Consider the following 21,785-nt stretch of genomic DNA (forward strand, 5'->3'; position numbering starts at 1 on the left):
GCCGACCCTGGCTGGCGTTAGGGCGCCTCCGCCACATAATCTCGTCCGACACATAAGAGCGGGTCTTTGCGCAGCACCTCCTGCACTTGGAGCGCCAACGACGGAAAGCCTCTGCGCATATCCGTGTAGCCTGTCGCGAGCCATACTCGCGCGCCTGTCGGAACCGGGATCATCGGCGCACCAGAGCATCGACAAACTCGACGCAGCGCGTCTCCATCAACGTCGCCATCGACCCGGATGCGGTGTCCGCTACCAAGATCAATCTCGATGATGCCATGGCTCCTCCGTCGACGCGCCGGCGCCGTCGTCAATGGTGCTTCGGCCACATCCCGCGGCGGCACAGACGGCCCAATCTCGACCGGCACTAACCGCGCTATACTCGTATCACCGTGCTTGCAAAGCTCTTTGCGCCACCTGAACAGCCGGCTCACATGAAGGCCGGCCATGCGAGCCACCTCGGAAACAGTGGCTCCGGGCTCGAGCGATGCTGCAACTAGCGGTTCCTTCTCATCCTGCGACCACCGACGCCGCCGCTCGACCGATGTGATCACCTCTGCCCGCGAAATCGTCATTGCGCTTCTCGTAGGATTACCCCTAGGACCTGCAGCGCTCGCATCCGTCAAACAAGGCGGCCCTCAACGGCCTCAACGGAGGGATACAGCGCGAGCCTGACCTTCGATCTTGCAGCGTATGTCGCGAATGATCCAGCCCAGCCGCCTGCGCAGGATGCGCAACTGGCGCTGATGCCCTTGAGTTGCTTGGCGTGACCGTAGCGTCCCGCCATCATCGCGGCGGTCTTGGCCACGCGAGAACAGGATTGCCGCAGCCTGATGCCATGCCTCCTCGCCAGGGCCGTTCAGTCCACGGATAGCCGCATGCAAAAGCTTATCGGTCGGAAAGTGATGGCCCTCGGCTACACCGTGGTATCGATCGTGACCGGCTTGAGGTCTTGGCTGCGTAGCGGGCCCGGCTTCGTGCACCAACCGCAGGCTCTCGGCCAGCAGCAGTTCCAGCTTGTCGCCGAACTGCTTGCGCCAGTGGCTCAGATCTGAGCGTTCGTGCGGGAACGCGTACTGGAAGAACCCTTCGCCGGTGAAGAACTGAAAGTACGGGGCGCGGACCCAGCGCTTGCACCCCCCTCATCGTTGAGCGACAACAGCCCGATCAAAAAGCCGGTCTGATCCCGTCGTCGCGTGCTTCTTCGGCCGCCTCTCCTCTCCGATATAGATAGGAAAGCATGCTTCGTCACCAAATGAAATCTCGAATGCGAAATTGCAAAAGTTACGAGGCTCAAAGCCTCAAAACCTTGCAATCTCAAAACAGCCTTCCCGCCAAGTTATAATTCCAGATTAGTCACTTGGTGCTTTTGAGGGACGACTCGATACTTACCGAACAAGGCACGTTGCTTATGAACTTCTTGCGACGCGCAGGGACTTCCTAAGACTGTGGAGTATTGATCAATCGGCGATCTTCTCCTGTATCCCAAACGTAAACAGCCTCTGGGGGGCATCCCAGAGGCCGTCTTGGAGGTCAAACTTTAGATCTAGAGATCAGCCTCATGTCGTTCCGGTGGATTGCCAGAGGCTCACCAGTTGCGCTGGGCGTGAAGCAGCATCGTAAGACTTTGTTGGTTCTTCAGCTCATACGCAGCACCTGGCTTTGCGATACTCGACTGCAGCGGCAGCGTTACAGTACTTCCGCTCGCGTATTTCTGGTCCAGCATAGTATAATTGAGTTCCGCCAAGAAGGTGAGGTTTTTGACCGGAGTCCAGGAGGTGTATGTGCCAACACTCGCGTAGTTGAAGTCGGGGTTACAGCCGGCGAACCCGCTCGACAACACGAGTCCTGTGACCACCGCATTGCAGATATAGCCCTTGGCGGTGCTGTTATAGCGCACCGCGCCCAACCCGCCGTAGATGGCGGTGGCCCAGTTCGGATTCCAGTTGTGGGTGTAGCCGGCGTTGACGCCGTAGGTGGTGGTCAATTCCTGGCCGGAGCCAGTCACGAACACGGAGTCGGAAAGCCCAGCAAGTCCGACGCTCTGGTAAGCATTCGCCAACTTCGTACCACCGTACATCGCGAAGGTGCTCGACATAGCGCTGTTGAAGCTATAACGGCTAGCACCGTGCGTGTATACGCCTGACATGTTGATCGTGTCACCCGGACCAGTCGGGATATTCTTGATCGACAACGACAGCTGACCAGCCCAACCCCACTTGTCGTCAGGATGGCCGCTAGTTTCGGTCGCGCCATAATAGGCGGCATGGTTATCGTGCGCGGCAACCGACGCTTGGAACAGGCCCCAGGCCTGGTCAACACGAAGCATGGCGACAAGGTCTGGAGCGCGCGATCCGCCAATGTCATTGGCACCGTACGCACCAACGGCGAGACCTGCGGGTGTCGCACTACTCACGTTCCAGATGTTGCTTGTGTAAAGGGCAACCTGATCCTGGGCTGAGAAGGAGGCCGTGATGCCCGGGCCGAAGTCGGCGGTATAGGTGAACTGGTTCACGGGATCAAAGCCGCCGCTGCCCGCCAGCTCGTACCAGTTCGCCGGATAATCGAACCAGGGCGCGGAGAACTGAGACGCCGCCTTACCGAGCGTGAAACCAGCGAACTGGATGAAGGCGTACTGGAGCCAGAACGTGCCGCCGGCAGGAGCGCCAGGGTTGGCATTGTTGGGCGCCGGAACGCCACCGAGCGATGCGTAAACGGTCGTACCGCCTCCTACTCCGCTGTATCCGCCCGACGTCCATTGGTACGCCCCCTGGAAGAAGGTGCGGACCACGCCATACTCGGTCGCGGTGCGCGTATCGATATTCAGGGCTTCACGAGAACGGGCCGTATAGCTGTTGCTGAGCCGATTTTGCGCGCCACCCACACCGAAATCGGCGGGGTAAGCGATGGCATTCACGCGCAAGCCGGTCCAGACACGCAGATAACCACCCAGTTTGATGCAGGTGTCAGTGCCCGGGATGTAGTAGAATCCAGAACCATACAGCGAGCAAATCTTTACGTACTCGACGGGCTTTGCCTTCAGCGGAAGATCGGCTGCCTGCGCCCCCAGACCCATAAACATGGCTGCAGAGCCAAGAATCAGACTCTTTGCTATTTTCATCGATGCCCCTCTCATTAGCTCAGGACTCCCAAAAACCAGCCCCTTGGTACGGAGACTATGATCAGCCGATCGAGTTTGCCGGCTACACAGCGCAGCCTAGGCCTCGGCTCATCTCGCTCCCCACGGTAAATATTAACGCGCCCTAAAGCCGAAGTTCTCTGATTTCAGCCAAAGGAATTCGAAATTCTGCAAGTGATCGGTGGAATGCGCAGATTTTTGACGCACCTTAGCCTCTAGCTCTTAGTCGCGAACAGGGTACTACCGGCGGGCCTGAGTTTTGGAACAGTTGCGCGGCTCGTCTAAGCGAGGGCCGCTAGGGCAAGAGTGCCAGCTACGACCTCGGTCCGCTCATCCAGCCCGCTACAGGGAGGAGTCATGGATCCCTGCGCCCCGTCCCGGTAAGCGTCCGGCGGCGAGGGTGAAATCAGAGGAGAGAGCTGGACGAGAATTCGGTGCAACAAAAGCTTCAGCTGCATGGAGCGGCAGAAGTTGTAGCCGCGGCGGCGAGTGTGGCATCGTTCTGCCGGCGCCAGAATTCGGAATCCGCAATTTCTACAGCTGCATTGCTGGCGACCCTCGCGGCGGTACGCCAGCTCGGCAACGAAAACCCAACTGTCCGAAGCCACCGCAGCCGATCAAGGCGAAGAAGCCGATGAGTTGGATGTTGAATTGGGTCAACCCTTCACGATACCGGCGCTTGACTTTGACGTACGCGTCCGGCGAATGTACCCGGTTGGGTTGTCTCGTCGGATGACTGACCGCACTTAGGCGGCGTGAGCGATGTTCTGAAGACGCCAATTCCAAGGCAGGAGTTCGGGAATGCGCCTGGCGGGGTGATCCGGAAGGCGCGCCAGCACCTCGGCAAGCCAAGCCTTTGGGTGGATGTCATTGAGCTTGGCGATTTATGCCGACCGTCGAACTATGCCGAATGGTTCTAGGAAGAGCCCGCCGTTTGGGCGGGCTTACCGCCGGTCGAGCGATCGTTGTCCGGATTCCATTGGGCATAGTCTGGCCTCTTACAGCGCCTCGAGAAAGGCGAGCAGGTGGTCGCTTGGCTGAAAGCGAGTTCGTGTGTCTGTACGGCTTGAGCTTTGCGAGGGCTATTTCCTTGAGTGCAAGATGGCCATGCAGATAGGTCTGCGTCGCTTCGATTGACTCATGACCGATCCTCGCCAACCTCTTCATGCACTATGCATTTGATCTTTGGATGGCACGGATGTTCCCCGATCTCAGGTGGTGTCGGTATGCGGATGACGGGTTGGTACATTGTCGGAATGAGATGGAGACGCAAAGCGTTCGCGAAGCTCCAGGCTCGGCTGGCGGAGTGCCGCCTGGAATTGCATCCTACGAAGACGAGGGTCGTCTACTGCAAGGATGATCGACGCCGAGGTAAAAGCGAGACGGTTATGTTTGACTTTCTCGGTTATTGCTCCCGCCCACGATCGGTCCTGGGGCCGCATTCGCAGAAAATGTTCTGTGTGTTCACCCCAGCGGTCAGCAAACCGGCGCTGAACGCCATGCGGGCGACGGTCCGAGGCTTGAAACTTTGCAGGCGAACCGAGGTGACACTGGACGATATTGCTCGCGAGCTAAACCCGATGGTTAGAGGGTGGATCGCTTATTATGGGCAATACATGCGCTCAGCGCCTTATCCTTTGGCACGCTACATCAACCAGACTTAGCGATTTGGCTGAAGCGAAAGTACAAGCGCTCCATCACCGTTTAGGACGCGCGTGTCTCTTCCTGGAGAAGATCGCGCGTGAGGACCGCAGGCTCTTTGTGCATTGGCAACTTGGCGATGGCGGCAAGCTTGCCGGATGGGAGCCGGGTGAGGCGAGAGTCTCACGCCCGGTTCTGCGAGAGGCTGGAGGTGAAATCCCTCCGGCCTACTCACCCCACCGTCCGTATCCTGGCGAAGGGCAAGTGCAGGACCGGCCGGATCTGGACTTGAGCGGGATGATCGACCCTTCGCCGGCCCTGCGCCGCCGGCGGCGGTCTATTACGCCTCGAGCGACCGACGAGGCGAGCATCTCCAGAAGCATCTGGCCGCCTTCGCCGGTACCCTAACGCTTCAGCGCATTGCCAACGGCTGGCCGAGCAGCGAGATCGAGGCGCTTACGCCATGGAACTACGCCGCCTGACGGCCTTAGCTTGCCGCTTACACAGGCGATCCAGTGCGGCGCCGATCACGGCAGGCCAGCCGCCGACTGCGACCTGAGCATGAGTGTCAATCGGCTCCCAACTTTTGCTCTGACGCAATTTTGGTGCAGCTCACTCATTCGGCAACTATCAATCTGGCTCGAAGCAGATCGATTTTTCCGCGGCCGTACATTTGACGTCTGATGAGCTTGAGGCGAGTAATCTGACCTTCAGTCTGTCCGTTGGACCAGGGCGACGTGATTGTCGCTCGAACCGCTGCTTCATCGTTCGTAACGCCGGGGGCGAATGAGGCGACAAGGCTGGCGAGCGCGCTCGATCCAGGATGACAACTCAGCGGCGGCTCTGCGCCGGATCATCCGGTGGAATTCGGCTACGATCTCTCGAGCTTCGACAAGGGTGGGAACGCCAGCTTCGACCGCGGCGACAGTGATTGTTTCCGCCTTGGAGGAGCGTATCCCGTCCGACCGTCATAAGACGAACGATTGTTCTGGCCGATGGGATCCGGTGGAGGTTTTCGATATCGGCCTTTTCGGATCGCCGTCCGTGGGTCGTCCGTTCGCCGACAATGCGAAGGGAGCCTCGGAAGCCGCGTACCTTTAAACGGCGCCAAAGTTCAGCGCCGTTTCGACGACCGGCCGCCTATTGGTCGTCGAGCCATGGCAGATGCTGATCGAGTGAGTTCTGCCGGCTCCGGAAGATATCGTGGCCTTCGCCGCGGATCACTTGTTGGTCTGGCGCACGATTGATCGGCGTTCCGCCTTTCGACAGGCGCAAGATAGTTGCGTTGGTCTCTTCGCGGCGCAGATAGCCCTCATACTGGAGGCGCTCGGCCGCGGTGAGGAGTTTGGGATCGATTGTCGTTGCCCCGATCGCGCTGCGGATCTGGCGCATCGATTTGAGGACGGCTCGAGGAAGGGCCGACTGGCGTTCTCCATCAGATGCCACCGATCCGCGACCTGTACCGCCTGCGGCAGCGCCTTCGCCGCAGCTTCGCCATATCCCTCACCACTCCCCATAACCCTGAGCGGATCGGCCGGCGGGCGCTGCGGCGTCGGACCACGCGCAGAAGAGTGTCTTTGCTCACCGGTAGCATCAGCCGCTTTGCGAAGCCTGCTGCTGGTCGACCGCCAAGCGCCAGGCCGAGGCGGTGGACGATAGAGTCCAGCCTCGCCGTGCGTCGCGTCGATGGAGCCAGTACGCGTTCGGCAAAGCGCTCGGTGAGGATTTGGCGCCCGCACAGGACAGCGTCGCAGCGGAAGGGGCGAGCGATCACCAGGAACTCTACAATCCGGCCCGAGAGCGGAAGATCGGTCACGCGTCGTCGATAGCGGCTATGGACGCGTCGGGAAACCGTTCCGCACGACGGACACAGACCAACACCTCCGGACGCTCGGACCACAACAGCGGCCTTACCGTCTTCGTAGTACGCACTTTCTACAACAAACCCACGTGGCACCAGACTGGAGCGCTGGAGTGCTTGCTGCATGGCGCTGATTCTCCCCCAAAACGGCAGACATCCCCCAAACTGCATCAAAAGTGATGGTGTCGAACGGCCCTTCGAACCGGCATCAAAAGTGCCTAACGTGGTCGCGTAGAGAGGCGCCACAAAGGAAGGACCGTTCCATGGAGAAAATTATCACAGTGGGTTTGGATTTGGCCAAGTCGATCTTTCAAGTTCACGGCACCGCCGAAAACGGGAAAGTCTTGGTTCGTCGCACATTGCGGCGATCGCAGATTCTGCCCTTCTTTCGGAGCCTTCCAGCTTGCTTGGTAGGTATGGAGGCCTGTGCGAGTTCCCATCACTGGGCACGCGAGATAGCGGCGCTGGGCCACTCTGTCCGCATGATGCCGCCAGCCTATTGAAGCCTTACGTCAAACGAAACAAGACCGACGTGGCGGATGCTGAAGCCATTTGTGAGGTGGTCACCCCCCCGACAATGCGGTTCGTACCGGTGAAGACTGCCGAACAACAAGCAGCCAGCATGATTTTGCGAACGCGAGAGATGCTAATGAGGCAGCGCAGCCAGGCTGCAAATGCTCTGCGCGCTCATATGGCCGAATTGGGCACTATCGCCGGCTCAGGCATGGCAAGCATCGCAAAACTCTTGGTGCTTCTCCGGGACGAAAAAGACAACAGGATCCCCGGCGCCGCCCGCTTTGCCCTGATCCTATTCGCTGAACAGATTGAGCTGCTTACAACCCGCATAGAGAAGCTCGACAGAGAGATTTTGGCTGCCGTCAGAAAGGACCCCGATGCAAGGCGTCCGATGAGCATTCCGGGTGTCGGCCCTCTCATCGCCGCTACTGTTCGAACATCGGTCTTGGATGTTCGCGATTTTGCGACTGCACGAGATTTTGCCGCTTGGACGGGGCTAACACCGAGGGCACAATCGAGCGGCGGGAAAGAAAGGCTCGGCGCGATATCAAAGCGTGGAAATCGGCAACTACGAACGCTCTTGATCGTTGGTGCGACCTCTATCATCAAGCTTGCTAAACGAGGCTTGAAAGTCCCGCTCTGGATTCGGACCATGCTGCAAAGACGGCCGGTCAAGGTCGTATCGGTCGCGCTCGCCAATAAGATTGCGCGCACGATCTGGGCCTTTGCTGGTCAGAGGCGGCATCTATCAGGCGCCGGCTACAATGCTGAAATCCTAATCTCAAGGGCTCTCCGGCGGAAGAAGAAAGCTGCCGAGGAGGCAAGGTGCAAATCTGGATGAACCCCGAATGACGTCATTCCGGTAGCAATCAGACCGCCTGACTCACTGCGCTTCGAGCGCGAGAAATTGATTGGGCGATTGCTTCCGCGGATATCATCGTGGCCAGCGGCCAGGCGCCGCGTTCACAGGCCGAACATATGACCGCACCGTCATCCCTTGTTCAACCGGAAAAAGATCTTGCAACCCGGGCCGTTCCACATATGAGTCAGAGCCAATATTGCAAACGATGACGTAATTGCGGTCGGCGCCCGCGGCACAAAGGTCCGCTATCATCACGCACTCACGCAATCATCCTGAGTCGGAGGGGCCTATGAAGCAATATGTTGGGCAGGATGTTTCGCAAAAGGAGACCTCTGTGTGCGTGGTCAATGAAGTGGGTGAGGTCTCGTTCAAGGGAAAACAAGTCCGATCCGGGAGCGCTCACTGCGCTGCTTCGTAAGCGTGCGCCGCATGCGGAGCGCATCGAATTTGAGACCGAGGCGATGGCGAGTTGGCTGTGGCATGAACTTCGTAGGGTTGATCTGCCGATGGTTTGCATCGACGCGCGGCACGCCCACGTGGCTTTGTCCGTACGCATGAACAAAAGCGATCAAAATGATGCTCGAGGTCTGGCCGAACTGGTGCGCATTGGCTGGTATCGAGAAGTCAAGGTCAAGAGCGAGGAAAGTCAGAAGATCCGCGCGATACTCGTCGCGAGGTCCCGGCTCGTGGCCATTCGTCGAGATATCGAGAACCAGGTATCTGCAGTTTGATCAAAGAATACGGCTTGCTATTCCCACGCGCGATCGGACTGCAGTTTCGCAATCAGGTTCGCGAGCTATTGGAAGATCATCAACTCCTCGGTGTGATCATGCCGCTTCTGTCGATCCATGAGCAGATCTGCAAGCAACAACGCAAGTTCGACAACGAGGTCTGCCAGTTGGCGAAGTCGGATGAGACGACGCGTCGCCTGATGACGGTTCCTGGTGTTGGCGTGGTGACGGCGTTGACGTTCCGCCATACAATCGATGACCCGTCGCGCTTCCGATCGGCATCGACTGTTGGCGCCTATCTGGGTCTTACACCTCGGCGCAACCAATCTGGCGAGACGGAAATCAATGGCAAGATATCACGCTGGGGTGACAGGCTCCTCCGCACGTACCTGTTCGAGGCAGCGACTGTTCTGCTTTATCGAACGAAAAATGGTCCTCCCTCAAGGCCTGGGACTGAAGCTTGCCAAGCGGATTGGCATGAGGAAGGCAAAGGTGACCATTGCGCGCAAGATCGCCGTTGTCCTGCACTGCATCTGGGTCGACGGTACGTCGTTCAACTGGGGGCACCCGAAAGAGGTGTGATCCCTTTTCTGGCCCGGTTCTCGATCGGCTGGCGATGTCACGCTGGGACGGTGGTTGTGGCGACCTCGGAAAGGACCATTACCCCAGCGATGGCATCAAAGGTTCAACTATAGGCCGATCCAATGCCTGATTAACCATCACACCTCAGCCGCGCTCGCGCCGTCTCCGTAACCCTGACCAGCTCCGACGGCCCGAGCTCTACCGTCGTGCCGTTGGAGAGCTCAAAAGGGAAGCTTAACAACAAACCGCAATTAAAGGGCCGAATGACACTCTTGAGCGTATGAGAGGTGTAGCCGACCTGCATGTAGGCCCCGTACGCGAGCTTGTCGGCGTTGGACGCTGCTTGGCTAGCGGCCGTGTTGTACGCACGATCGATCGACGCATAGGCGCCAAAGTTCGCGTAGGTTGGCTGCCACCAACAGGTGGGATCCACCAACGAACTGTAGTTGATCGCCGCGGTGCCATCGATTGCCCAAATTCGGTTTCGGGTTGCCATATCGCCCGTGTATGAAATCTGGGCGCCGGCAGCGTCTTTTGGATCGCCCGGTCATTTCAGCAGATCGATATCTTTCCAATCCTGCCGGAGCAGCACCTTGAAACCGGAGCAGGGACTTTCCTCGGCATTGCCGGCGGAAGCTTTAAGCCGATTGCGCAGCCGCGTATTCGAACGATGCGGCACCCGGGACCGGCCAATCGCGTTCGGTTCGCTGCGAGTACTCCGTTCGCCGCGTCATTCCCGTTCGCGCTTGAGCCGCATCGACATCATGAAGCGGCCGGCGGGATGGATGCTGACCGAAGTCTCGAAGCACGCGCCGGCGCTGTCGAGGTAATGCCTGATGATGCGCAGACCCGCCGTACCCCATTCGACGCGAAGCGGTTTAGCGAGTTGATCCGGGATCATCATCGCATCAATGTCTTGTCGGATCTCGGCCGCGCGGCGGCTGAAGCGAGCCTCGATGAGGTCGCTGATCAGCGTATCCGGCGTACTGCATACGGAGTCGCGCAGACTTTCGTGCGCAGCATCAACATAGACGTCGGTCCAGCCGATCGGCGGTGCCCCCTCTTTGCCGTCGAGGCGAAGACTGGAGACGCGCAGCCAGCGCCGTCCCACCGCGCAACTGAGCGTCTTCGCGAGTGCGCGATCGGCGACAACCTCAGCAATCTCTTGCACTACCCGGCTGTGCTCCGCACCAAACTGAACGAGGTCGGCCACCGACGTTAGCGACGGTCGATAGCCGCCCTGCGCCGGCGCGCTGGCCTCCACGCGGGTACCGAATTTTTTCTTGCGCGATACCAAGCCAAGGTCCTGCAATTCCTTGATAGCGGCCCGGACAGTGTGGCGGCTTGCGTCATATTTGTCACACAGCTCGAACTCGGTCGGCAGCACCGCCCCGACGGGATACCGCCCGCTTGCAATCGCTTCCGCAAGGTCGCGCGCGACCTGGGCATAGCGCGTCTCACTCATAAGCCGTCCACCTCAAAAAGATTCCTAGAATTCATCTTAACAGGCCGTTGACTTTATGTCCGGACATAATTTAGGACGATTATGTCCGGACATGAGATCCGTCACGAGGAAAGCCCATGGACTGCTCGACGCCGCCTACGGCGACCACTGTTCTCGATTCCATCCTGTTCCGTGATGCCTTCGGCACGCCACGGATGCGCCAGGTCTTTTCCGACCATGCGTTGATTTCCCGCTATGCCCAGGTCGAGATCGCGCTTGGCAAGGCGGAAGCGCGCTGTGGCGTCATCCCGCAGCAGGCGGCCGACGACATCGCGCGCCTTGTCGATGTTTCCGCGCTCGATTTCGAGTTGCTCCGGCAGGAGACTAACATCGTCGGCTACCCGATCCTCCCCTTGGTGCATCAGTTGGCGAAGCAATGCGGCGAGGCGGGCCGCTACGTTCATTGGGGCGCCACCACCCAGGACATCATGGACACCGCCGTGATCCTGCAAGTACGCGACGGGTTGAAGATCATCGAAGAGGACATCGAAGAGCTCAGGCGCATTCTTGCCGAGCTCTCGCAGAAGTATCGCGACACGCCGATGGCCGGACGCACTCACCTGCAGCAGGCCCTGCCCGTGACTTTTGGCTACAAGGCTGCGATCTGGCTTGCGATGTTCGATCGCCACGCCGAACGCCTCGCGCAGCTCAAGCCACGCGTGCTGGTCGCCGAGTTCGCGGGCGCCGCCGGCACCCTCGCCTCGCTCGGCGACAAGGGTTTTGAGGTGCAGGCCGCGCTGTGCGAGGAACTGGGACTCGGCATTCCGGTCTCGACGTGGCACGTCGCCCGTGACGGTCTTGCGGAGGTCGTGAACTTCTTCGGCCTCGTCACCGGTTCGCTCGGCAAGATCGCGCTCGACATCATGATCATGGCCTCGACCGAGTTCGCAGAGGTTTACGAGCCCTTCGTCAAGGGACGCGGCGCCTCCTCGACCATGCCGCAGAAGCGCAACCCGATCTCCTCTGAATTGATGCTCGCAGCCTCCAAGGGCGTTCGCCAGCATGCTGGTTTGATGCTGGATGCCATGATCCAGGATTTCGAGCGCGCCACTGGCCCCTGGCACGCCGAATGGATGGCGATCCCCGAAAGCTTCGTGCTGACAGCCGGCGCGCTGCATCAGGCGAAATTCGCGCTTGGTGGCCTGATCGTCGACGAGAAGCGGATGGCCGACAATCTCGACATCAGCCGCGGCCTGATCGTGGCAGAGGCGGTCTTGATGGGCCTAGCCCCCCAGATCGGACGGCAGCAGGCGCATGACGTCGTCTACGACGCTTGCCGCGTCGTGAACGAAAAGGGTGGCACGCTCGCTGATGCGCTCTCCGCAAAGCTGGAGGTGTCCGGCCGTATCGATCGCGCCACGATCGATCGCCTGACATCGCCCAGGAACTATCTCGGCCTCGCACCGGTGATGGTTGACCGCGTGTTGAACGCAGCCAAGCGCCGGAGCTGAAACCGAGAAGGAGCGCAGCCAAGCGCTCGCGTCACCGCATCCGAACTTCCTGTCCTGGCCCAAAGGCCGGAACGGGAGAGTCATGACTGAATTCGAAGGGAGGTTGGTAATGTCTATCGCTGTCGCATCGGCTTCGCCACCGGCGAAGAAGTCGCTCTGGAAGAATCTCGCGTCCAGGTCGTGATCGCTATGATCCTTGGCGCGCTGGCCGTCCTTCTGTTTCCATCTTTTGCGACTCAACTCAAAATCCTCGGCGACATCTTCCTGCGGCTTATCAAGACCGCCGTTGCCCCGCTGGTCTTCCTCTGCGTCGTCGTCGGCGTTGTGTCGGCCGGCGACTTCAAGCGGATCGGAAAGGTCGCCCTCATCGCGATGCTCTGTTTCGAGATCGTGTCCTCAATCGCGCTCACCTTCGGTCTCGTAGTAGGCAAGGTGCTGAGTATTGGTTATGGCATGTCGACGACGACGGCGGCGGCCGGCGTCAAGCCGCCCTCGGGTGCAGGCGCGCCGCATTCGACGCTGGAATTCATCCTCAACATCTTTCCCGACAATTTCGTCGGCGCCTTCGCGAGAGGAGAACTCCTGCAGGTGCTGGTGATCGCGCTGATCTTCGGTGCGGCACTCCTGCATCTGAATGAGAGCAAGCGGCTTCCGATCGAACGCGGACTCAACGCCATTTCGGACGTGTTCTTCGAATTCATCCGTCTGATTATATGGGTGGCACCGATCGGCACCTTCGGTGCTGTCGCCTTTGCCGTGGGCTCAAGCGGACTGTCAATCGGCTCCCAAATTTGGCTCTGACGCGATTTTGACCCAGCTCACTCATTCGCGCGATGCCCAGGTGCGGGGCTCATACCGGTTACGGATTAGGATCGTGTCCCCGGACGTGGTGTAACTGGCGGTGGGGCACCGCATTCACCGGCAAGAGCCGGGCAGGTCAGCTGGCGATAGCCGGAAGGCTGACGGTTGGATCATCGCTCAACGGCGCGATGGTTTCCAGCGTCATGTGGCGGGCGCGCTGGACGGCCCATTCATCGTTCTGCTCGAGCAGGATCGCGCCGATGAGGCGAACGATGGCGTCCTCGTTGGGGAAGATGCCGACCACCTCGGTCCGCCGCTTGATCTCGCCGTTGAGGCGCTCGATCGGGTTGGTAACCGGTATGAGATGTGTCGGTGCCAACGTTCTGCCGCGGTGTCTAACACCGTGGCGTATGGTGCGACCATCGGGACAGAGGCACCGGGAGCACGAAGGTGCGGGTAGGCCGATACACACGATGAGCCGAGAGCTCGAGTTAGTAGCTGGCCGCCTCTGCAACTCGCCCGGTTGCGCCGAGAGCGCGAATCCGTAGTTGTCGTGTCGCCGGCAGCTCCCGTCATGTGTGTGGCAGAGGAGATGCAAATGCGACGGGTGATTGGCATCGACGTCCACCGAACTTTCGGCGAGGTGGTGTTTTGGGAAGACGGCAGGCTCCGACATGCGGGCCGCATTGATATGACACGGACTGCGCTGAAGGGATTTGGCAAGAGCCTGCTGGCCAGTGATGAGGTGGTGGTCGAAGCGACCGCCAACAGCATGGCGGTGTCGCGGGTTCTGGCGCCGTTCGTGGCGCGGGTGATTATCGCCAATCCGCTGCAGGTGAAGGCGATCGCCCAGGCTCACGTCAAGACCGACAAGATCGATGCCGGCACGCTCGCCAGTCTGCAGGCGGCCGGGTATCTGCCGCAGATCTGGACGCCGGACGCGGAGACCGAACGCAAGCGTCGGCTGGTGGCGCGGCGCTACAGGTCGTGCGGCATCGCACGCGGCTCAAGAACGAGGTGCATTCGATCCTGCACGCGTACCTGATCCCGAAGTGCCCGCATGCCGATCTTTTCAACGCCCGCGGCCGGGCGTGGTTGGCCGCTCAACAGTTGCCGGACGATGAACGCGCAGCGATCGATCGGCACGTCCGTGAGCTTGACCGATTGGCGGAAGACCTGGCCCTGCTCGACCGCGAGATCGCGCAGGACGCAATGGACGATCCCGCGGTCAATAGATTGATGACAATCACCGCGCCCGGTCCACTGCATGCTTTCTTCGTTCGCATCCGCGCCCGGCGCGGCCATCAGATCGCTGCGGTGGCCGTGGCTCGCAAGCTCACGGTGCTCTGCTGGCATTTGCTGACGAAGGGCGAAGATTACCTGTGGGCGCGCCCAGCGCTGGTCGCCAACAAGACCCGCGCAATGCAACTTCAAGCCGGACATCCGCAACAGAAAGGTAACCGGCGTGGACCTGCCTACGCCTACAACATCAAGGCGCTGCGCGACCACGAGATGGTGATTGCCGCCCAGGCGGAGCGAAACTACGAACAATTCGTGTCGCAATGGAAACCGCGGCGGCCAAGAGCGGGCGCGCGGGCGCCTCAATTCGGCAAGACAACATAGGCAGTCTGGTGACGCTTGCAGCCGACGCGTCACGCTTCGCCACGAGGTCGCCCGCGCCCGACAACCATAATCGCAGCTGACGGCAACTTCCAGCCTAGCCAGGCCCGTTCCATGCAGCGTGCCACCGTGCTCGGGCCGGTCAAGGCCAAGCCTTGCGGTGGCCGCAAGTGCGGCCAGCCTTGACCGCCCCTGCGCGCGGCGGCTGCAAGATTGATGGCCGGGACGGAAGAATGACCTGCGGCGCGGCCGAACAAAAGAATGGACGTGCCGCGATTTCCGCAATTGTCGTCTCGGTCAAAAAATCGCTTGTCCATCTCATCCGTCGTGCGCAAGTGATCCCAATGCTCGGCAGGGAAGTCGTAGAAGGCCAGCAGCGCGTCGCGGTCCTTGGCGAGGCATTCGACCGCCCGGCCGTACTTGGCGCGGTATTTCTCGGCGAAGACGTCGATCGCCGCTTCGGCGGCCGCCCGGTTCGGCGCCCAATAGACCTCGCGCAGGTCCTTCTTCATGTTGGCTGGACCGAGAGCGGGACCTTGTCCAGGACGTTGACGGTCTTGTGCACCCAGCAGCGCTGGTGCCGCGTGCCGGGAAAGACCTCGTCAAGAGCCTTCCAGAAGCCGAGCGCGCCGTCACCAACGGCAATTTCCGGGGCGATTTGCAACCCGCGCTGCTTCACGTCGATCAAGAGTTCACGCCAGCTCTGCGCGCTCTCCCGGACGCCGACCTGAAAGCCAATCAGTTCCTTCTTGCCTTCCGGCGTCGCGCCGAATCAGCACCAGCATGCATTCGCCGTGGTCTTCCATGCGCGCCTGCAGGAAGACGCCATCGGCCCACACATACGTAGCGTCGCGCCGACAGATCGCGCTTCTGCCAACGCTCGTACTCGCCCTGCCACTCGGCCGTCAGCCGGGAGATGACCGCCGGCGACAAGTTCGGCGCCCAGCAGGGCCGTCAACGCCTCCTGGAAATCGCCGGTCGAGATGCCGCGCAGATACAGCACCGGCAACAGCGCATCCAGGCTCCGGGTGCGCCGCGCCCACAGCGGCAGGATCGCCGAGCTGAACCGGATCCGCTCGCTATCGCCGGCCGCCCCGCGGTCCCGAATCTTTGCCCGCGCGACCTCGACCGGTCCGATGCCGGTCGCAATCGTTCGCGCCGGGCCGTAACCATGTCGCACGACACGGGCACGCCGTCGCGTCAGCTTCAAATCCTTCACCGTGGCAAGAAACGTCTCGACTTCGATCTCCACGGCCTGCGCCAGAAGCTGCCGAGCACCAGCTCGCAGAATATTGGTCAGTGGATCGTCGATATCGTCGGGCTGACGAAGGGCAACAATATTGCTGGTCTCGTTCATGGCGTATCGCTCTCCTTGAGAGGTTCTGGCAGGCTCGACACCCGCCTCGATACGCCGCCTATCTCATTCCGTCATCACCCACTTTCCCGCATAGCTCGGCGCCGGCGCCCTGTTCAGGGCGTAATGACGTTTTTTCTCTTGCACATTGTTGTTCTCCCTGTTGGACAGGAGTTCTGCGCCGGTAAACGGCGCCGCATAGTGCCTGGCCTTCGTCGAGAACGGTGGGAGCAAGCGCAGGGCCTAAGCGAAGTTCGGAAGCAATTTTTGGGCAGGACCTTTAGGCCTTGGTGCGCGCGTCTTCTGCGTACGAGAGCGTCTGTTAGCGGCTCAACGCGGCGCGCCCGGGAATAAAGCACGAAGCGATCGACGCCAGATGGCGGGGACGCGAGGCTCGCAGCCCGGCTCATGCGAGGCCGGTCGGCGATCCGCGGACGCGCATCAGTTCAATCCAAATCTTTTCGATCGGCGATCCAGTGCCGCTGGTACGACGGCCAGCGGCCAGATACATAACCGTTCCGAGCGTGCAACCAGGACACTTTATTGGTACCCGTTTCACCCATCCTGGAGGGCCTATGGCCAAGAACGAGTTATTCGTCGAGCAGCGGCCGGATGGCCGTTACAATGTGTTGCGCCCGAATGCGGACCGGGGGAGCGCGACCACAAATACTCAAGCGGAAGCGATCGACAAGGCCAGGGCCATGGATCTCAACGCCACGATTCATGTCGAGCGCGTGCGGGATATTGGCCCCGGAGCGACGCCAACCTTCCGCACCAGCAGCGTAAAAAGAACGAGGGCGGCAGCCACGACTCGTTGCCGCCCAGAAGCTTGTGCCGAGATCAGGACACAGCAGCCCCGGTCCCGTTGCAGAGGCGTGCGAGAAAGGCCGCTATCAAGGATCGGCGCAATCTTCCTCAGATCCGAGGTAATCGGCGCGCGCTGATTTGGGCTTTCAAAGCCATTCGCGAGAAATCGTAGCATCATTCGCGATGAACGCTGCGGAATCACTGTTTCACGAAAAGGTCGACGCCTTTTCAGAGTTTCAGCTTTCCGTTTGCCTGTGGATACGCGGCTTCGAAGTGTGTCCGCAGCTTAGACTCTTGCAAAGCATCTCGCCAACATAGAGTATGATTACTCCTCCCTTAGTTGCCCACTCAGAACGGCCCTCCTATGCATAGGGGGATGTCCCGGGTTCTGTTGAATTTGTGAAGAGGTCCGCGTTGCCCACCTTGAGCCGGTAGGCTCGGGGTGCTGATTCCACAAATGAGAGCAACGCCATGACGAGAGATACCACACCAGCTGGTCCGCCGGCGACTGGAACTGTGGACACCTATCTTGTTGACCTCAAGCCACCCGCAGTCGCGATCTGGCCCGGTCCCTGCACGCCAATGGAGGCGGGACATCCGCTGCCGTTGTCCACAAACTTTCAGGTCGCGTCCCAATTATAGGGATCCGCATCCGGCACCAGTGCATTGGAGGCGCTTTCGGCGGGCGCGTGGCGTGCACGTCGGCCGATGCACGCCGATCTTCGTACGAAACGTACGATGGCCGAGGGCTATTCAAGGGTCCCCCCGTCTCCACTTAGCATCGGGCACTACCATTCTCTGCTCGTCGAGCTCAATAACTGATATGCACCGCATCTCATCGTGACAGCGCGTTCCGAAGAAGGCGAGATCATGGCCCTAGGGCACCCTTATCAGCCGACTTGTGGCGTGCAGCTCCATCCGGAATCGATACTGACCTAACAAGGTCACGCGCTGCTCCGCAACTTCTTGCAACTCGCTAAGCCTTTGAGAGCGCGAGGATCGAAGACCTGGCGCAAAACTGTGGAACCAGACTGTGAGCGCCGACAGTTTTGATCGATGCGAGGTACGAAGCGAGCCACTCGCTGATTGAGGCGGCCAAGGCGAAACTCCAGGCGGGAAACAAGTTCCACCTAAGACCACACCGGCTTCCTTCTTCGGTCCGCGCCAATCCGACAGCTTCCTGACTGATCGCTCGTTCGCGACTCAAGTGGCGATTTTCCACCAAGGCTCCACAATCCTAAATAATCAAGGGCGCGTTGACGGGCAGACATTACGAAGATGCCGTCCTCCTGCTTTCGCCGCATTTGAAGGCGAAGTTTCTGATCCGCAGACCTTCAAGCTTGCATGGTCCTCGCTGATCGAACGGCAACTATGCGGGCTCGACATCCAGACTGTGCATGACCCCGACCAACAAATTAATTACCTCGCGCGGCAGATCGAGGTGTTGGCAAGCGCCGATGAGCAGGGACGCCGCGCGTTCATCACAGACGTATGCCATCATTCAGACGTTCGTCGATCGGCTGGCTGAAAGCGCAGACCAACATGCTGCTCAACAGAGCATGGCGTATATCACGGCGGCGCTGAATTTACCGTGTTTCGCATACCTTGCGCTACCCCATAGGCCGGGCAGTTCGCCTGGTTTGATTTCGACGTATCCATCCTCCTGGACAGTTCTCTATTTGCAGCGCAAGTACGAATCGATCGATCCTGTTGTACGTCGGGCGATCTGCCAGACTGAACCCTTCCGATGGGGGCTCGGATACGAACCGCGAGATCGGCCGGAGTCCGAGCGTGAGCTATTCGAAGAAGCTGCCGAATATGGCATTCGTTGCGGACTCACATTTCCAATCCACGATAATGGAGGTGCGATCGCTGCGCTGAGTTTTGCGACCGACAAGCGCCGGGCCAATTTTGAGCGCTCGATAATTGAGCACGCCCAGAATCTGCGACTGATCGCGATGTTTTTCCATGCACATGCACGGCGCCTTTGGGCAACGGATCGCGTCGTCGGTCGGGTGGTGTTGTCTCCTCGCGAATTCGAATGCCTCGAATGGTCTTCTCGCGGCAAATCTGCCGGAGAGATTGGGATCATTCTCGGCATCTCTCAGCGGACCGCTGGCTTTCACCTGGATAACGCCCGAGCGAAGCTCGGCGTTCGCTCGCTTCGGCAAGCCGTCGCGCTTTTAGCCGAGTCAAAATCTCGAAGATAGGCCACGTCCCGCAGTAAACCACCTGTGCAACCGCACAGGATGCGATTGCCTTGGCTTCCTGCTTGATTTGCCGAATCAAAGCAGGGAAGCAGGAATGATCCAGCTCATTACGCCACAGTACTACGGCGAATTTATCAACGATCTTACCGAGATGCACCGGCTGCGCTATCGCGTTTTCAAACAGCGATTGGATTGGAATGTCGAGGTCAGCGGCGACATAGAGGTCGATGAATTTGACGTCCTTAGGCCAGTTCATCTGCTGCATCGCTCGACTGACGGGAGGATTCACGGCTGCGTCCGCCTTCTGCCGTCGACTGGCCCAACCATGCTTAGAGATACTTTCCCAATCCTTCTGGACGGACAAGCTGCGCCACGAAGCGCTCAGGTGTGGGAAAGTAGCCGCTTCGCTCTCGATGTTCCTCATGATGCGCCGAGAGCGGGCGGTGGACTTGCTGCCGCCACGTACGAGCTTTTTGCTGGTATGGTCGAATTTGGTCTCTCCACTGGACTAACAAAAATAGTCACCGTCACTGATGCTCGCATGGACCGTGTTCTTCGGCGTGCCGGATGGCCCCTTCGTTCGATCGGAAAACCTCGACCGTTCGGAAATACGATCGCGCTAGCGGGCTATCTGGAGGTGTCCACCGATGCTTTGGAACGCATCCGCAAGGCTGGGCGCATCTCAGGTCCGGTGCTCTGGGCCCCAGTCATCCAAGCTGCCGCCTAGGCCTTCGGAAACAGGTACAAGTCCCAATATCGCTACATGCGGCGGCAGCTCCGCTCGCTAAAGCCTTACGATGCACAATTTCCATCGACGACGACCGTCCCCTCAAGCCAGCAAAGCTCTCGAACTGAAACACCTGAGATCGGCCGTTGCCGCGGCCGATTGCGGCAGTTTTCGTAAAGCTGCGGAGTTGCTGAGGTCACAACAATCGAGCCTCAGCCGAAGAATTAGCGAGGTTGAACACCACTTGGGCATTGCTATTTTTGAGCGCTATAGCGGAGGTGTGCGCCCGACGCGGGCCGGCCGCAGCGTTCTTCGACTGGCAAGGACCATTGTAGAAGAATTTGACGCCCTTATCGCAACCGCAAGGTCCGTTCAGAACGGCGAAAGCGGCCGTCTGAGTGTCGGCTTCTGCACCTCGCTTTCAGTAGGCAATCTGCAAGCCTCGCTACTCGAGTTTAAGCAGCGATTCCCGCAGATCGAACTTGCGACGGTCGAACGATCACGAACGCGCCTGGCGGCGTTACTTCGCAACGGCTTGCTTGATATCCTGATCGTCACAGGGATGCTGCCATTGTCGGGCACCAAAACCCTGCCGCTGTGGAGCGAGCGTGTTCTGGTTGCGTTAGCCCAAGACCATCCTCTCAGTTCACGTGAGACTGTCAACTGGACTGACCTGCGCGAGCAGACGGTACTGCTGAGCCATTGCGATCCCGGAAAGGAGTTTGAAGATCTCCTCCTTTCCAAGCTCGTCTCGCCTGAGGATCGCCCTAAAATCGAGCGCCACGACGTCAGCCGCGGCATTATCAAGAGCTTGATCAGCATGCGAGCCGGCATAAGCCTCGTGCTCGAATCTGACATGGGGGCCAATTTCGCTGGCCTGGCCTACCGAGAGCTGCTCGACGGCACCGGCCCCAGCCGGTTTGACTTTTCGGTCTATTGGCGAGCCGACAATGAAAACCCGGCGTTGGCTGCCTTCCTTGAGTTGCTCTCTGAGCGCTTCCCCTCGCCTCCGCTTGGACGCTGACGCGCCCGTCGAGCCTTCCGAAACTTCCTGCCCGCAGCCGTGAACCGCACCACATCGTTGCAAATCAGTTGGGCTGGATCCTGAATCGTCCGCACCTTTTCCTGAGAAAGGGTTTTGGCAGGCTCCGGGATTCCCGAGGACGGCTCGCCGGCAGTTCGTGTGTCACTTTGATCGGCCTATCATCCTCGATCGCTGCGGGTTTAAGCTTGGCCATCTGGAGGGGCAGGCTGGCGCGGTCGATGCGGGCTACTCTGGCCTTGAGGACCAGGTCGACAACCATTGGAAAGAAGTGGGCAGCCGGCCTTTTCGGCGCTGCTCACCGTCGGCACCGCGCCCGAGGCGGACATTGGCAGCGCCAACAGCGACCACATCACTGCGCTATGCCATAGCGCAGGGGATCCAATCGGTCAAACAGGCCAGCAGGTGGTCCGCCGTAATCTCAACATTCAGCCTACGTTGCCTATCGGTCTGGGATTTCCGATGTGACGTGATCGCCGATCGCGATCGGGTGCGTGAGCCATACAGAGGACGAGAATGATCGAACGGCCATTCGGCATGATAAGTCGCGTCCAGACCAGGAGTATGCCCGGCTGGTCAAATGCGATTTGGCTATCGTACGTGCCGATCAGCGGAGACCGGCTTCGAGCGCATTGTGATGGTTTCAACGCGGAAGTTGATCGGTACCAGGTCTTTTGACTTTGCCAACGAAAGAACGGGAGCGCCATCATTGGCCGTCCCGGGACATCAGGCCGCCGGGAAGGGCACGGAACAGATCGAGCTGGTCGCGCTCTGCGTAGCCTTTTCTATGCGAGGAGGAGTCGGTGTCCGACATGGGTCAGCGCAGCTCCTTGCCTGTATACCGAATGGTTGAATCGCTCGTCGACTTGGCTCCGCGGTCAATCCACGCTTTGAGATCCCGGAGCACATAGACGACGCAGTCGTCGCCCAGCTTGTGGTA

At 59.7% G+C, this 21,785-nt stretch carries 11 protein-coding genes and 9 pseudogenes; 12 read left to right on the top strand and 8 right to left on the bottom strand.

Features of this window, described 5'->3' with window-relative positions:
* Nucleotides 1-17 precede the first annotated feature (17 nt).
* The 4 genes and pseudogenes from ACE10Z_RS35670 to ACE10Z_RS35685 all read right to left on the bottom strand — a co-directional run.
* The gene (locus ACE10Z_RS35670; RefSeq protein ID WP_375784918.1) at nucleotides 18-572 is read right to left on the bottom strand and encodes a transposase; all 555 of its coding nucleotides are present in this window, start codon (nucleotides 570-572) and stop codon (nucleotides 18-20) included.
* Between the two features lie 96 nt (nucleotides 573-668).
* Nucleotides 669-1,180: pseudogene (locus tag ACE10Z_RS35675) on the bottom strand (IS5/IS1182 family transposase); the annotation flags it as partial.
* Between the two features lie 405 nt (nucleotides 1,181-1,585).
* Nucleotides 1,586-3,118 carry a porin gene (locus tag ACE10Z_RS35680; protein ID WP_375784919.1) on the bottom strand — a complete coding sequence of 511 codons (1,533 nt, stop codon included), beginning with the start codon at nucleotides 3,116-3,118 and terminating at the stop codon, nucleotides 1,586-1,588.
* 764 nt (nucleotides 3,119-3,882) lie between these two features.
* Nucleotides 3,883-4,017 (bottom strand): annotated as a pseudogene (locus tag ACE10Z_RS35685) (transposase domain-containing protein); the annotation flags it as partial.
* A 618-nt stretch (nucleotides 4,018-4,635) separates the two neighbouring features.
* On the opposite strand from ACE10Z_RS35685, the gene ACE10Z_RS35690 reads away from it, so the two are divergent.
* Nucleotides 4,636-4,800 carry a group II intron maturase-specific domain-containing protein gene (locus ACE10Z_RS35690; RefSeq protein ID WP_375790000.1) on the top strand — a complete coding sequence of 55 codons (165 nt, stop codon included), beginning with the start codon at nucleotides 4,636-4,638 and terminating at the stop codon, nucleotides 4,798-4,800.
* A gap of 215 nt (nucleotides 4,801-5,015) precedes the next feature.
* Nucleotides 5,016-5,184: pseudogene (locus ACE10Z_RS35695) on the top strand (transposase); the annotation flags it as partial.
* 209 nt (nucleotides 5,185-5,393) lie between these two features.
* Here ACE10Z_RS35695 and ACE10Z_RS35700 read toward each other — a convergent pair.
* Nucleotides 5,394-6,764: pseudogene (locus ACE10Z_RS35700) on the bottom strand (transposase).
* A gap of 137 nt (nucleotides 6,765-6,901) precedes the next feature.
* On the opposite strand from ACE10Z_RS35700, the pseudogene ACE10Z_RS35705 reads away from it, so the two are divergent.
* Together ACE10Z_RS35705 and ACE10Z_RS35710 are read left to right on the top strand one after the other, a co-directional pair.
* Nucleotides 6,902-7,933: pseudogene (locus tag ACE10Z_RS35705) on the top strand (IS110 family transposase).
* 372 nt (nucleotides 7,934-8,305) lie between these two features.
* Nucleotides 8,306-9,329 (top strand): annotated as a pseudogene (locus tag ACE10Z_RS35710) (IS110 family transposase).
* A gap of 730 nt (nucleotides 9,330-10,059) precedes the next feature.
* Here the strand turns inward: ACE10Z_RS35710 and ACE10Z_RS35715 are convergent.
* Nucleotides 10,060-10,794: a GntR family transcriptional regulator gene (locus tag ACE10Z_RS35715; RefSeq protein ID WP_375784920.1), complete on the bottom strand. Its 735-nt coding sequence runs from the start codon at nucleotides 10,792-10,794 to the stop codon at nucleotides 10,060-10,062.
* 116 nt (nucleotides 10,795-10,910) lie between these two features.
* Here ACE10Z_RS35715 and pcaB point away from each other — a divergent pair, with 116 nt between their 5' ends.
* Together pcaB and ACE10Z_RS35725 are read left to right on the top strand one after the other, a co-directional pair.
* Nucleotides 10,911-12,284, top strand: coding sequence for a 3-carboxy-cis,cis-muconate cycloisomerase (pcaB, locus tag ACE10Z_RS35720; protein ID WP_375784921.1), 1,374 nt, complete (start codon nucleotides 10,911-10,913; stop codon nucleotides 12,282-12,284).
* Nucleotides 12,285-12,473: 189 nt separating this feature from the next.
* Nucleotides 12,474-13,085, top strand: a complete 612-nt coding sequence (locus ACE10Z_RS35725) for a cation:dicarboxylate symporter family transporter (protein ID WP_375784922.1) — start codon at nucleotides 12,474-12,476, stop codon at nucleotides 13,083-13,085.
* Nucleotides 13,086-13,221: 136 nt separating this feature from the next.
* On the opposite strand, the pseudogene ACE10Z_RS35730 reads toward ACE10Z_RS35725, so the two are convergent.
* A pseudogene (locus tag ACE10Z_RS35730) lies at nucleotides 13,222-13,437 on the bottom strand (transposase); the annotation flags it as partial.
* A 246-nt stretch (nucleotides 13,438-13,683) separates the two neighbouring features.
* Between ACE10Z_RS35730 and ACE10Z_RS35735 the strand changes: the two are divergent.
* Nucleotides 13,684-14,708: pseudogene (locus ACE10Z_RS35735) on the top strand (transposase).
* 299 nt (nucleotides 14,709-15,007) lie between these two features.
* Here ACE10Z_RS35735 and ACE10Z_RS35740 read toward each other — a convergent pair.
* Nucleotides 15,008-16,062, bottom strand: a pseudogene (locus ACE10Z_RS35740) (IS256 family transposase); the annotation flags it as partial.
* 572 nt (nucleotides 16,063-16,634) lie between these two features.
* On the opposite strand from ACE10Z_RS35740, the gene ACE10Z_RS35745 reads away from it, so the two are divergent.
* The 5 genes from ACE10Z_RS35745 to ACE10Z_RS35765 all read left to right on the top strand — a co-directional run bounded on the left by ACE10Z_RS35745 (nucleotide 16,635) and on the right by ACE10Z_RS35765 (nucleotide 20,827).
* Nucleotides 16,635-17,003 carry a DUF2188 domain-containing protein gene (locus tag ACE10Z_RS35745; RefSeq protein WP_375784923.1) on the top strand — a complete coding sequence of 123 codons (369 nt, stop codon included), beginning with the start codon at nucleotides 16,635-16,637 and terminating at the stop codon, nucleotides 17,001-17,003.
* 733 nt (nucleotides 17,004-17,736) lie between these two features.
* The gene (locus ACE10Z_RS35750; RefSeq protein WP_375790001.1) at nucleotides 17,737-17,805 is read left to right on the top strand and encodes a hypothetical protein; all 69 of its coding nucleotides are present in this window, start codon (nucleotides 17,737-17,739) and stop codon (nucleotides 17,803-17,805) included.
* Nucleotides 17,806-18,263: 458 nt separating this feature from the next.
* Complete coding sequence (locus ACE10Z_RS35755) at nucleotides 18,264-19,076, top strand: LuxR family transcriptional regulator (protein ID WP_375784924.1); 813 nt, start codon at nucleotides 18,264-18,266, stop codon at nucleotides 19,074-19,076.
* Between the two features lie 94 nt (nucleotides 19,077-19,170).
* Nucleotides 19,171-19,803 carry an acyl-homoserine-lactone synthase gene (locus ACE10Z_RS35760; protein WP_375784925.1) on the top strand — a complete coding sequence of 211 codons (633 nt, stop codon included), beginning with the start codon at nucleotides 19,171-19,173 and terminating at the stop codon, nucleotides 19,801-19,803.
* Between the two features lie 70 nt (nucleotides 19,804-19,873).
* Nucleotides 19,874-20,827 (top strand): LysR family transcriptional regulator, encoded by a 954-nt coding sequence (locus tag ACE10Z_RS35765; RefSeq protein ID WP_375784926.1) that lies wholly within the window; start codon nucleotides 19,874-19,876, stop codon nucleotides 20,825-20,827.
* The last annotated feature ends 958 nt before the right edge of the window (nucleotides 20,828-21,785 follow it).

This window comes from Bradyrhizobium sp. Pha-3, from assembly GCF_042258615.1.
Classification (GTDB): Bacteria; Pseudomonadota; Alphaproteobacteria; order Rhizobiales; family Xanthobacteraceae; genus Bradyrhizobium.

Coding starts and splice junctions, on each gene's coding strand:
- ACE10Z_RS35755 (WP_375784924.1), top strand. CDS start 18,264: ATGACCCCGACCAACAAATTAATTACCTCGCGCGGCAGATCGAGGTGT.
- ACE10Z_RS35670 (WP_375784918.1), bottom strand. CDS start 572: ATGACGATTTCGCGGGCAGAGGTGATCACATCGGTCGAGCGGCGGCGT.
- ACE10Z_RS35680 (WP_375784919.1), bottom strand. CDS start 3,118: ATGAAAATAGCAAAGAGTCTGATTCTTGGCTCTGCAGCCATGTTTATG.
- pcaB (WP_375784921.1), top strand. CDS start 10,911: ATGGACTGCTCGACGCCGCCTACGGCGACCACTGTTCTCGATTCCATC.
- ACE10Z_RS35745 (WP_375784923.1), top strand. CDS start 16,635: ATGGCCAAGAACGAGTTATTCGTCGAGCAGCGGCCGGATGGCCGTTAC.
- ACE10Z_RS35765 (WP_375784926.1), top strand. CDS start 19,874: ATGCACAATTTCCATCGACGACGACCGTCCCCTCAAGCCAGCAAAGCT.
- ACE10Z_RS35715 (WP_375784920.1), bottom strand. CDS start 10,794: ATGAGTGAGACGCGCTATGCCCAGGTCGCGCGCGACCTTGCGGAAGCG.
- ACE10Z_RS35725 (WP_375784922.1), top strand. CDS start 12,474: ATGATCCTTGGCGCGCTGGCCGTCCTTCTGTTTCCATCTTTTGCGACT.
- ACE10Z_RS35690 (WP_375790000.1), top strand. CDS start 4,636: ATGCGGGCGACGGTCCGAGGCTTGAAACTTTGCAGGCGAACCGAGGTG.
- ACE10Z_RS35760 (WP_375784925.1), top strand. CDS start 19,171: ATGATCCAGCTCATTACGCCACAGTACTACGGCGAATTTATCAACGAT.